The following is a 12,698-nucleotide window of genomic DNA, read 5'->3' on the forward strand; positions in this document are numbered from 1 at the left end:
ATCACTCATTTATAATATAGTGAATATATAGTACGAATTGAGAGGACGATTGGTGTGTATGTTAAACGTGAAAACAAGCAATGGAGAAATTAATGGTATTCATAAAGATGGTATAGATACATTTCTTGGTATTCCGTATGCCACCTTGTCTATTGGACGTTTTAATCATTCTAAAGTTTATACACAATGGTCTGAAGCTATACGTGCAACACATGTTCAAAGTATTCCTCCTCAACCTTATAATCAACTTGAAGACTTTTTCTCAAGTGATGATGACTACCATTTCAATCAATTTTCTCAACATGAAGAGTGTCTATATTTGAATATATAGCGACAGCATCACCATTCTGAATCACGTCCAGTTATTATTTATTTTTACGGTGGAGGCTTTATCAATGGTCATGCTAATGCCGAATTATACTCTCCTAAAAATGTTGTAAAACAAGAAGATGTCATTGTCGTCACTTTTAACTACCGTTTAGGTGCATGGGGATTTTTAGATTGGTCTTATATCAATTCTAATAATGATTTAAATAATGGCTTATCTGATCAACTAAATGTTTTAAAATGGGTTCACCAAAACATTGAAGATTTCGGCGGTGATCCTAACAATGTCACATTAATAGGACAATCAGCAGGAAGTATGAGCATCATGGCTTTAATGCAATTACCTCATACTTATCCATACTTCCATAAAGTAATGTTGCTAAGTGGCATCTTAAACTTAGATAGCCCAACAATAGGATATGATAAAGCTCAAAGATTTAGTAACTTAATCTCAAAACAATGCCCTAATGTCTCAATAGATGCGTTATCGACTGACGATATATTAAATATCATGATGTTAGATCAAACATCTAGAGGTAATTCAAAAGGATTGGAATTAATATATGCACCCATTCAAACAGCTGATATGGACTTTAATAATGCTAACTTTTCAAAACCCATCTTCGTTTCATATACGAAAAATGAAGGTGATATTTATATAAAAAATGAATCACGCAAACTAACTCCCGAACGATTTGTTGAAGCCATGTCATTTAATAAAGTTAATATCGATTCGACTGAAGCAATATCTGCCAAACAGCAATCAGATTGTATTACCAAATATATTTTTCAACAGCCAGTACATCGTTTCTTAAATGACATGAAGCATAACCCAAGTATATGGTTAGCTTGTTTCCAGTGGCATCGAACTGATAGTAAGTACTATAAAAGTGCATATCATATTTTAGATATGATTTTTTGGTTTGGTAACTTGAATATTTTAAAAGCGCATCAATTATCTGTTACACAGTATGAAACAAAGTTAAGCTCGAAAATGATACATGATTTATGTTACTTTGCTACACACAGTAAAATGCCTTGGACTCCTTATAATGAAGACAATAAAAGTTCATTTCAATACAAATAAAAGCGTCTCCTCTTTTGGGAGACGCTTTTTGTTTATTTAAAAATTTAATTTTTAGCAAAATGATTATTTTTTAATGCTATAGTAACAATTAAACCTAAAAATCCAATGAATGCGCTCGTATAAGTCACAAAGTGAACTGACATATTTGATACAACGAGTCCACCTATAATGCCACCCATTCCTATTCCGGCATTCAAACTAGACATATTCCAACTCATCACTTGACTTGTGTCGCCTTCAACTTGTTCGATAAGACCACTTTGTACGGCAGGATTAGTACTCCATTGCATAATATTCCATACAAATAAACCAATTAATAACATAATAGTACCTGATAATATGAAGTTCAAAATAAGCATCATTACAATAAATATTGTAATTGAAATAATCAACCAACGCTTACTTGTCCATTTATCAGCAAAAATACCACCTAATGATGTACCAATGACACCAGCAACACCATTAATTAATAATGCGAGTGATACAAATGACATTTCATGACCATTTGATAATATAAGTGGATTAATATATACAAATGTGACTGAGTTTGCAACTAAAATCAAGAATGTAATTGTTATAAATTTAGCAACTTCACCAGGACGTAATACTTTTGATATGACTTGATTGCTATGATTAGCGTTTGAGTTATTAGAATGGCTTAATTCATTCTCTTTAGGTAGGAAAAACATCATTAATATTCCTACAATAACACTGATAACAACTATAAATACAAATGTAAATCGCCAACCTACCATATCACCTATTAATGTTCCTACAGGCACTCCAAACACATTTGCTCCGCTAAAACCTGAATAAACGATTCCTATCATTTTCCCTCGATTTTTAGCTGGCGTTAACATTGCAGTGAGCGCTAGTACTTTAACAATAATTAATGAGGCCGCTGCAGATGAAAGAATTCGACCTATAACTAATATCGTGAAATTAGGTGCGACTGCTATAATTAAATTTCCTATAATAAAAGCAATTAAGGTCCATAACAGGACTGATTTAGCTTTAAAACGTTGTGTTACTTTAACAAGTATTGGCCCACAAATCGCAAAGGTTAAAGCATATAAAGTCACTAGTTGACCTATTACGGCTTCTGATACATGTAAGTCCTGACTCATTAAATTCATAATTCCAGCTACCATCATCTCAACCATTCCAACGATAAATACACTGAATATGAAGGTGATGATACGCATCAACGACATAATATATCCCCCTTCCCTATAAAAATACAATATTTGTAGCATCAAAAAAACAGCTACAAACCCATTTAATTAGATTAGTAACTGTTACATTATATAATATAAATTAATACTTTTGTTTGTCAGGAATTTAAAATTTTAAAATTTTTCTTCCCCAATAGCATGATTAATGATTTCCAGTACACCCATTAAAACAATTGCGCCCATAACTCCGCCATTAACTATATAAGCATTATGTAGTAACGTTTCCATTCCAAAATCTTTATGCCACGTATTTTCAATGAATACTAAAATACATCTAGTTACATCATATATTACTAAAATTATTAATATAAAAGACAACAGATAACCTAAGATTTTCATTTTATATTATCTCCAATCTTCTTTTTACTATCATATTTCTCTTTGATTTCATCAAAATAGAAAATTAAAGTATTGATAGAAGATATACCAATAATGACATACGGTTCTTCTAAGAAGTTAAAGAAAGTTAAATTGAAATACTCACCGAGTTCCCTTACGAATAATAGAGTTAAGATTGAGATTATAAACACGCATGAAGCAACTAGAACTTTTTTCATTGTTAACATCTCCTAAACTTAATATTTAATTTTATGGTATGACATATAAGTAAAGCTTCATTTATTTTAAGTTTAAATTTTCCTTAAATATCGAAAGTTACGTAGTTTAATTATTCAAGAACGCGTAAACTATATCAGTGAGGTGCATAAAATGAGTTCCCAAATATTAATCATTGAAGACGATAAAGATATTTAAGAATTAATCAAACTTTCTTTAACAACTAAAGGTATTTCATCAATAGATACAGCAGATGATATAGAAGAAGGATTACACTTCATAAACCAACATACATACAATGTCATACTGTTAGATTTAAATCTAAAGTCTGAAGATGGATATGAATTAATGAAGTATATTGATTTATCATCTACCTCAGTAATAGTCGTCACTGCTAAGGAAGAAAATATAGAATTATATAGAGGTTTTGAAAAAGGTGTTGTTGATTATATTAAAAAGCCCTTTGATCCAATGGAATTATATTATAGAGTGTCTCTTCATTTAAAAGAAACACCAAATGATTTATATAAACAAGGCCATTTATCTGTTAATTTTAAAAGTGGCTCAGTTCAAATTAATGGTCAACCTGTTACATTAACTGCTCGAGAATTAGACTTACTTTTCTATTTTATTAATAATAAAAATCAAATTTTATCTAAAGATCAAATTTACGCAAAAGTTTGGGGATATGAGACGTCCGTTGATGATGATAAGTTAATGGTACATATTAGAACGTTACGACGAAAAATTGAAAAAGATCCTAATCATCCAGAATTTATAAATACATTACGTGGAAAGGGATACATATTTAAGGATAATAATTATGAATAAACGATTTGTACTAAAGTTTTTTAAATACTTAACAACATTTTTGACACTATCTTTCATCATAATTATTGTCACTATAGTATTAATGATTAACTTATTAATGAGCGCATCATATTCTGACATTAAAAGTATCGATCCTGATTATTTTTTATCCAATAAGATTAAAGACATTCCTTATACACATTTAAATAATTTGGCCAAAAAGGAAAATGCTGAATTATATGTTACTAATCATAAGGGGGATATTCTCTACCCTAAAAATTTTAATAAGAAAAATGTTAAATCTTTAATTTTGAATAATATTAATTATGCCAATGCTATTCCAACTTCTAAAGAAGAAAAGAATTATATTGTTTATATATACAAAAATAATCATCAGTCCTCTGTAAAAAATGCTAAGCATATTAAAACACATCAATTACTTCAAAGTATTACGACACATGACTATAATAAATACAACTATAACTATCAAAACAACAAAATTGGATTCTACAAAAATTCTAATCAAAACCCAATTTCAAGTAAATCATTTAGTCAAAGTGATATAGCGAATAAACTTATTGATATTCCTAAAATTTTGATAATTGCCTTAATCATCAATGTCATATTAGCGTTAATTACTTCTTATTTAGTATCAAGAAGGCTAACTAAACCTTTAGGCTATTATATTGATTGGATTGGTAATCTATCTAAGGAAAAACTGCATCAACCGAATACTAAAGGTAATATTAAGAAATATAGTAAAACGTATCCAGAATTACACAAATCATTAACATCATTAAATCAACAATTACTTCAAGACAAAATATACCAAAATCAGATTAACTATTATAAATCAAAATGGATTTCTCAAATTTCACATGATTTAAAATCACCACTAACGTCTATCTATGGTTATTCAAAAATAATTGAAGTTGATGACTCAAATAAAAAATATTTAAATCTTATATCAGAAAAAGCTAAATACATGGAAGATTTGATACAAAGTTTAAATAAAGATTTTGATAACGAAACAAATCAAATGAAACATGATAAAGAAAGTTTTCCAATTCAATATACAGTAGAAAAATTCGTTTCCTCTATTGGTTATGACAATATAGAACTCTCTTTTCTATTTGACCAAGAAGAAACTTTTTATGGTAATAAATTATATTTTGAAAGATGTCTTATCAACTTAATAGAAAATAGCATTGAGCATAATAATCTGAATCCAAAAATTAATATATTGTTTGATAAAATTGAAAATACTCTTTTAATTGATTACAAAGATAATGGTCAAGGATTACCAAGTAATAAAAATGATATTTTCAAACCTGGTTATAGTACTAAAGCGACCAACAAAGTTAATCATGGTTTAGGATTAACCATTATCAAAGAAGCTATTGATTATCATAATGGCATTATTCATATTATTCCTACAACGAACGGCGTACATTTCAAAATCAAATTAATTTCACAGATATAAAAAAGCCAACTAATGATTTCAATTAAGTTAATCATTAGTTGGCTACTTGATTATTTAAAGCTATAAATCATATTAAACAATCGCCTAACTATAAAGTAAATAACATCGCTACAAAGGCGACACTATTATTAATTACATGTAATGTTATGGTCGCTGCTAAGTTACGATTAGTAAAGTGATACGCTGCAACAAAACAACTTGCCATAATAATATATGGCCCTATTTCAAATGGTGACTGTGCATCTGTTACATGCACACTTGCAAATATTAAAATCGACAACACATACATAACAACATAAGTTAATTTTTTACCCAGTTCATGAATTAATAAATGTCTAAACAGTAATTCTTCTACGATAGGTGTAACAATCACATTGTCTAAAAACAAGATTGGCCACATCCAACCTGATGTAAACATTTGTGCTAACATTTTATTATTTTCGGTATCATCAAATTGATATTTTTCAGGTAAAAATTCAACCATAGCTCCATACAAAATATTTAATACATACATTACAACAATAATAATCGCAATTGTTGCGAAATGTTTTTTCAAATCTTTAAAACGTTGTTTAGCTAAGGGAATTAATGTTTTTCTGTGCATTAAATAAAATAATAACAATACTAATGCCATACCAATCAAGCCAAATACAGTAGCAAAATTGGTTATAAGATTATTAATTTTATGATCTGACTTCATATGAAGTGAATACGATATAATAAAAGCAATTAACATACCAATCATTGGTAATAAGAATTGCGCTAATATAATATAGGCAGGAATAAGCCAAAAACCTCTTTTAACTACCTTCTTTGATGCAAATTCATTCTGTAATTTATCAGAATCTAATAGTTGTTGAGTAGTTTCATTTTCCATAAAATTCTCCTTTAAATCTTCTTTAATTTTATTACTACATTAATAAGAATTTCACTGTAAAAACGATAAAAATAATGAGTTGGATACCTGCTTGAAATAAATAAGTTGCTGCTAAATTCATTCCAGATTTAAGATACACAAATGTTGAACCTATAGCAATAATCAAATAAGGCAACATTTCCATTATATTTATCATATCATACACATGGACAACCATTTCTATGAATATAGAAAGTATAATCACTACAACAATATGCCACTTTTTCCTTAATTCATGAATTAATACGTGTTTATAAATAAGCACCTCAATCATAGGTCTTAAAACAACCATTGATATAAAGGTAAAGAATAATCCAGATGGATAGTTAAACAAACCTTCTACTCTACGTTCATATTGTGTTGGTCCAAAGTTTAATATACCTAGTAACCATGTTGCCATTAACATACCTAATAATACAACGACGGTAGAAATCATAATATGTATAGTGTATTGTTTCGCATAATGAAATTGTCTTTTCATTACTTGTGCTATATCAAATTTATGCATTACAAAAAAGGCAAATAATGTTAAAAACTGAGCTAACACGAATCCCACGCTTAAACTAAGATTATAAAAAAGTTGTGACGGTGGTCTTTGCGTTATCATTGCTGTTAATCCTAATGTCCCAAATACCGTACCAATAGGAATTAACATTTGAAATAATATGTATATAGGTATGATTAAAAAATCTTTTTTCATCATTTGGTTTTGATTCCAAACGTCACGTTGTAATTGGTTATATTGGCTCATGTGTCACCTCCTAAATCGCATTTTATCACAATTACTTTATCATTTTATAATTCAGTTGAATACACTAATTAAAATAAATTATCTCACATAAATATTTCATAAACTAAAATAATTTAAATTCTACAATATAAATTTAACCGGTTTCATTGTAAAACATTAAGAATGGTGTATCATAGTGTTGGAGTAATGATTAAGGGAGGCATATTAATGAGTGTACTAACGACGATGCAGTTCATTGTCAACATCATTATTATGATTTTTTTATTGGGTGCATTATTATTAGGTATCATTTGGCTAATCAAGGATAAACGACAAACACAACACAGTGTATTAAGAAATTATCCGTTACTTGCACGCATTAGATATCTTTCAGAAAAAATGGGGCCTGAATTAAGACAATATCTATTTTCTGGTGATAATGAAGGTAAACCCTTCTCTCGTACAGATTATAAAAATATCGTATTAGCTGGAAAATATAATTCAAGAATGACTAGTTTTGGTACTATGGAAGATTATAAAGATGGATTTTACATACAGAACACAATGTTTCCACTTCAAGCAAATGAATTAAAAGTGGATAATACCACACTACTTTCAACATTTATTTATCAAATTGAGAATGAACGTTTATTTAGTAGAGATGAACATCGTAAAAGTAAGGAAGTGGATCCTTATTATTTAACTGATGAACACGCTGTCGTTCTCGGAGAACATCTTGCGCATCCTTATAAAATCAAACGATTAGTTGGTCAATCAGGGATGAGTTATGGTGCATTAGGTAAAAATGCTATTTCTGCTTTATCTAAGGGATTATCTAAGGCTGGCACATGGATGAATACAGGTGAAGGTGGTTTATCAGAATACCATCTTAAAGGCGATGGAGATATCATTTTCCAAATTGGACCAGGTCTTTTTGGTGTAAGAGATAAAGAAGGTAATTTCAGTAAAAAAGAATTTAAAACACTTGCTGAACGTAAAAATGTACGTGCTTTCGAATTAAAATTAGCTCAAGGTGCCAAAACTCGTGGCGGTCATATGGAAGGTGCAAAAGTAAACGAAGAAATTGCTAAAATTCGTAATGTTGAACCGTTCAAAACAATCAATTCACCAAACCGCTTCGACTTTATTCATAATGCTACTGATTTATTAAATTGGGTAGATGAAATCCAACAATTAGGCCAAAAGCCAGTTGGTTTTAAAATAGTAGTGAGTCATGTTGAGGAAATTGAAAACTTAGTCAAAACTATGGTTGAACTTGATAAATATCCAAGTTTTATCACTGTTGATGGTGGTGAAGGTGGTACTGGTGCCACATTCCAAGAATTACAAGATGGTGTAGGTCTTCCATTATTAACTGCTCTACCTATTGTTTCTGGTATGTTAGAAAAATACGGTGTTCGTAATAAGGTGAAAATCTTTGCATCTGGAAAATTAATTACACCTGATAAAATTGCAATCGCTTTAGGATTAGGTGCTGACTTAGTTAATATTGCACGCGGTATGATGATAAGTGTAGGATGTATTATGAGTCAACAATGTCATATGAATACATGCCCTGTAGGTGTTGCGACAACAGATCCTAAAAAAGAAAGAGGATTAATTGTTGATGAAAAACAATATCGTGTAACTAATTATGTAACAAGCCTTCACGAAGGATTATTTAATATTGCAGCAGCTGTTGGCGTATCAAACCCTACTGAAATTACTGCTGAACATATTATTTATCGTAAAATGGATGGCGGCACACAAACTATTCATGACTACAAATTAAAATTAATATCTTAAATAAGTTCAATATATCGCGATCACTTCAATGTGGTCGCTTTTTTAATGTCATTTTCTTATATAAACCTTCATAGACAGATATATATATATAGATGATAGTCTATATTTAATTTGGAGGTTATCATGAATTATCAACAATTAGCAATTTCATTAAAAGTGTTATCAGATGAAAATAGATTAGAAATTTTAGATATTCTATCTTGTGGTGAATTATGTGCGTATGACTTATTATCATATTTTCATTTTTCTCAACCAACGTTAAGTCATCATATGAAAATCTTAGTCACACATCAATTTGTCACCACTCGAAAAGAAGGAAATAAACGTTTTTACCAATTAAATGATGCGTTTTACACTCAAATACTTAATCATTTAAACCTCATTAAAAATAATAATGAACAATGTAAATGTCATTCAATGAAATTAGGTGATAGTCAATGATGAGTATCCTTGCTATTGCTATATTTCTAATAACCCTCTTATTTGTTATTTGGCAACCTAAAGGATTAGATATCGGAATAACAGCTTTAATAGGTGCTGTCATCGCAATTGTTACAGGCGTTGTTAGTTTATTAGATGTCGTTGAAGTCACTCAAATTGTTTGGAATGCAACACTTACTTTCGTGGCTATTATATTAATATCCTTAATACTAGACCAAATCGGCTTTTTCGAATGGGCAGCCGTACACATGGTACGTGCATCAAATGGAAATGGTCTTATGATGTTTATTTTAATTATGGTTCTGGGTGCTATAGTGGCAGCATTTTTTGCCAATGATGGTGCAGCATTAATACTAACGCCCATCGTACTTGCTATGGTGCGTCATTTAGGTTTTAATAAAAAGATTATCTTTCCTTTTATTATTGCCTGTGGATTTATCGCTGATACGACGTCCTTACCCTTTATAATTAGTAACTTAGTCAATATCGTTTCTGCTGATTACTTTGGTATTGGTTTTACTGAATATATGGGGCGCATGATTATCCCAAATATATTCTCATTAGTCGCAAGTATAGTTGTTTTATGGATTTATTTTAGACATTCTATACCTAAACGTGTAGATATCTCACATATCAATAAACCAAAAGATGTTATTAAAGACCATCGTTTATTTAATATTTCTTGGATAGTTATTGTTGTTTTAATGATTGGCTATTTTGTTAGTGAGTGGATGCAAATTCCAGTTTCAATTATTGCTGGTGTTATTGCGATAATATTCCTAATACTTGCTAGCAGATCCTCAGTAGTAAATACGAAACAAGTCCTTATAGGCGCTCCGTGGAATATCGTCATCTTTTCAATAGGCATGTATTTAGTCGTATTCGGTTTGAAGAATGCCGGCATTACTACTTTATTGGCACATGTTTTATCAATGATTTCGAACCACGGATTATTTGCTAGTATTATGAGTATGGGATTCATATCTGCAATTCTCTCTTCTATTATGAATAACTTACCTACAGTATTAATTGATGCTATAGCAATTGGACAATCAGGTGTTTCTAGCACAATTAAAGAAGGAATGGTTTATAGTAATGTTATCGGCTCTGATTTAGGTCCTAAAATAACACCTATTGGTTCGCTAGCAACATTGTTATGGTTACATGTACTGGCACAAAAAGGCATGAAAATTTCTTGGGGAACATATTTTAAAACAGGCATTCTCATTACTCTACCTGTATTATTCTTTACATTACTGGGTCTCTATTTAACATATTTTATTTTTTAACATAAAAATGGCAACATTGAACACGTTTCGCTCAATGTTGCCATATATTTTATTCGTCATGATCAGTCATATTACTTTTTTCTTTTAATCCATTACGTTTCATCTGACTAACCGTTTTATCAAGACTCACTTTATCATTTTTACCTTTAACTGAAACAAATCCTAATTTTTTCTTCAATTGATCTATATCTGCTTTTTTATAATCAATATCAATATGTTCTACGGCTTTATCATTTTTATAATCTATTTTGAATGATACACCTTTATTACCTTTAAATGCTTTTTCATCTTTTTTTAATATAACTTTGGCTTGTGCTTTATCTATACCTAAATCTTCATATTTTAGTGTTCCTAATGTAGATTGTTTAAGTACTTCATCACCTTTATACGTTAAAGATGTAATAACTTGTTTACCATTAACGTCCCCTTCGAACGTTTTAGTCTGTTCTTTACTACACGCAGACAGTGTAATGACACTTAACGCAATGACTATCAAAACTGAAACTAATTTCTTCATATGGTCGCCTTCTCTCGCCTGTTTCTTAAATTAATTATACTATTATTTTTGTTATTGTTGGTATTACTATACTCTTATTTAACACAAAATTCTAATAATATATCACACCATTATCACTATGTTAAACTATACATAATACGTATTTGGGAGGATTGTAAAATGAGTGATTCAGTTCAATTACTTAAACAATTAACGTCAGCAAATGGCATTGCAGGTCGTGAAATGCAAGTTAAATCATTAATGAAAAATCATTTATCAACTGTTAGCGATGCTATTATTGAAGATAATTTAGGCGGTATTTTCGGAAAAAAATCAGCTACCAATGGTTCAAAATCTATTTTAGTTTCTGGACATATGGATGAAGTAGGATTTCTAGTGACAAAAATTGATAAAGATGGCTATTTATCTTTTAATCCAATCGGTGGTTGGTGGAATCAAGTCATGTTATCTCAAAAAGTGACTGTTACCACAGATGATGGTAAAACTCTAAGAGGTATCATAGGTTCGAAACCACCTCATGTGCTTACACCAGAAGAACGTAAAAAAACTGTAGATATTAAAAATATGTTTATTGATATCGGTGTAAGTAGTAAAGAAGAAGCTGAACAATTAGGTGTATCTGTAGGAAATATGGTAACGCCATATAGCGAATTCGAAACACTAGCTAATGAAAAATATATGACAGCTAAGGCTTTTGATAATCGTTACGGCTGTGCATTAGCCATCGATGTACTTAATGCGTTAAAAGACGAATCAATCGTCATTAATTTATATTCAGGTGCTACTGTACAAGAAGAAGTTGGACTACGTGGCGCAAAAGTTGCAGCCCAAACGATTCAACCTGATTTAGCTATTGCAGTTGATGTAGCCGTTGCTTTTGATACTCCTGGAATGTCAGGCCAAACGAGTGATAGTCATCTAGGCGGTGGTCCAGTTGTTATTATGATGGATGCATCTAGTATTGCTCATGAAGGTTTACGTCAACATGTTAAAGATGTGGCACAACAACATAACATTGATGTACAATGGGATACTACACCTGGGGGAGGAACGGATGCTGGAAGTATACATGTTGCAAATGAAGGCATTCCAACTATTACTATCGGTATCGCTTTACGTTATATGCACTCAAACGTTTCAGTTATCCATAAAGATGATTATGACAATTCAGTTCGTCTCGTTACTGAAATCGTGCGCTCATTGAATGATGATACTTATAATAATATTAAATGGTAAATATTTAAGAAGTCTTAATTTATGGAATTATTTGTAAAGTGTTACATGAGCTAACACTCATGCATAAGTATTTCTTTAAACTATTGCCAATATATAATTATAGTGTCCGTGACATAAAGTTCTAAAACAAATGAAAAAAGAGTGATTTCTATTGAAATAATATAGAAATTACCTTTTTCATTTTTTAAAGTATTTTAATATAACATCACTTATAAATACGTAGTATTTATGGCGAAGACTCCTGAGGGAACAGTACTAGTTGAAGA

The 12,698-nt window shown here is 30.3% G+C and carries 12 protein-coding genes and 1 pseudogene; 7 read left to right on the forward strand and 6 right to left on the reverse strand.

The window, feature by feature from the left end:
- The first annotated feature begins 58 nt into the window (after positions 1–58).
- Positions 59–1,414: pseudogene (locus HMPREF3125_RS01770) on the forward strand (carboxylesterase family protein).
- 44 nt (positions 1,415–1,458) lie between these two features.
- Here the strand turns inward: HMPREF3125_RS01770 and HMPREF3125_RS01775 are convergent.
- From HMPREF3125_RS01775 to HMPREF3125_RS01785, 3 genes are all read right to left on the reverse strand, one after another.
- Entirely contained in the window at positions 1,459–2,628 is a 1,170-nt protein-coding gene (locus HMPREF3125_RS01775; protein WP_070451551.1) for an MFS transporter, read from the reverse strand.
- Positions 2,629–2,763: 135 nt separating this feature from the next.
- Positions 2,764–2,988 carry a hypothetical protein gene (locus HMPREF3125_RS01780; protein ID WP_070451553.1) on the reverse strand — a complete coding sequence of 75 codons (225 nt, stop codon included), beginning with the start codon at positions 2,986–2,988 and terminating at the stop codon, positions 2,764–2,766.
- Complete coding sequence (locus HMPREF3125_RS01785; RefSeq protein WP_070451555.1) at positions 2,985–3,206, reverse strand: hypothetical protein; 222 nt, start codon at positions 3,204–3,206, stop codon at positions 2,985–2,987. Before HMPREF3125_RS01785 ends, HMPREF3125_RS01780 begins: the two co-directional genes overlap by 4 nt.
- Positions 3,207–3,408: 202 nt before the next feature.
- On the opposite strand from HMPREF3125_RS01785, the gene HMPREF3125_RS01790 reads away from it, so the two are divergent.
- Both HMPREF3125_RS01790 and HMPREF3125_RS01795 read left to right on the forward strand, forming a co-directional pair.
- Positions 3,409–4,035 carry a response regulator transcription factor gene (locus HMPREF3125_RS01790; protein WP_256278045.1) on the forward strand — a complete coding sequence of 209 codons (627 nt, stop codon included), beginning with the start codon at positions 3,409–3,411 and terminating at the stop codon, positions 4,033–4,035.
- Positions 4,028–5,497: a HAMP domain-containing sensor histidine kinase gene (locus HMPREF3125_RS01795; protein WP_070451557.1), complete on the forward strand. Its 1,470-nt coding sequence runs from the start codon at positions 4,028–4,030 to the stop codon at positions 5,495–5,497. The genes HMPREF3125_RS01790 and HMPREF3125_RS01795 overlap by 8 nt, the downstream gene beginning before the upstream one ends.
- 88 nt (positions 5,498–5,585) lie before the next feature.
- On the opposite strand, the gene HMPREF3125_RS01800 is transcribed toward HMPREF3125_RS01795, so the two are convergent.
- The gene (locus HMPREF3125_RS01800) at positions 5,586–6,374 is read right to left on the reverse strand and encodes a CPBP family intramembrane glutamic endopeptidase (protein ID WP_070451560.1); all 789 of its coding nucleotides are present in this window, start codon (positions 6,372–6,374) and stop codon (positions 5,586–5,588) included.
- 34 nt (positions 6,375–6,408) lie between these two features.
- Positions 6,409–7,164, reverse strand: coding sequence for a CPBP family lipoprotein N-acylation protein LnsB (lnsB, locus tag HMPREF3125_RS01805; protein ID WP_070451562.1), 756 nt, complete (start codon positions 7,162–7,164; stop codon positions 6,409–6,411).
- A 207-nt stretch (positions 7,165–7,371) separates the two neighbouring features.
- Here lnsB and HMPREF3125_RS01810 point away from each other — a divergent pair, with 207 nt between their 5' ends.
- From HMPREF3125_RS01810 to arsB, 3 genes are all read left to right on the forward strand, one after another.
- Complete coding sequence (locus HMPREF3125_RS01810) at positions 7,372–8,949, forward strand: FMN-binding glutamate synthase family protein (protein ID WP_070451563.1); 1,578 nt, start codon at positions 7,372–7,374, stop codon at positions 8,947–8,949.
- 123 nt (positions 8,950–9,072) lie between these two features.
- Complete coding sequence (locus HMPREF3125_RS01815) at positions 9,073–9,390, forward strand: ArsR/SmtB family transcription factor (protein WP_029056124.1); 318 nt, start codon at positions 9,073–9,075, stop codon at positions 9,388–9,390.
- On the forward strand, positions 9,390–10,679 hold the full coding sequence (gene arsB, locus HMPREF3125_RS01820) for an arsenite efflux transporter membrane subunit ArsB (protein WP_070451575.1): 1,290 nt from the start codon (positions 9,390–9,392) through the stop codon (positions 10,677–10,679). The genes HMPREF3125_RS01815 and arsB overlap by 1 nt, the downstream gene beginning before the upstream one ends.
- A 49-nt stretch (positions 10,680–10,728) precedes the next feature.
- Here the strand turns inward: arsB and HMPREF3125_RS01825 are convergent, their stop codons facing one another.
- Complete coding sequence (locus tag HMPREF3125_RS01825; RefSeq protein WP_070451565.1) at positions 10,729–11,196, reverse strand: YehR family lipoprotein; 468 nt, start codon at positions 11,194–11,196, stop codon at positions 10,729–10,731.
- Positions 11,197–11,355: 159 nt separating this feature from the next.
- Here HMPREF3125_RS01825 and HMPREF3125_RS01830 point away from each other — a divergent pair, with 159 nt between their 5' ends.
- The gene (locus tag HMPREF3125_RS01830) at positions 11,356–12,432 is read left to right on the forward strand and encodes a M42 family metallopeptidase (RefSeq protein WP_070451567.1); all 1,077 of its coding nucleotides are present in this window, start codon (positions 11,356–11,358) and stop codon (positions 12,430–12,432) included.
- The last annotated feature ends 266 nt before the right edge of the window (positions 12,433–12,698 follow it).

Source organism: Staphylococcus sp. HMSC13A10, from assembly GCF_001808005.1.
In the GTDB taxonomy this organism is placed as follows: Bacteria; Bacillota; Bacilli; order Staphylococcales; family Staphylococcaceae; genus Staphylococcus; species Staphylococcus pasteuri.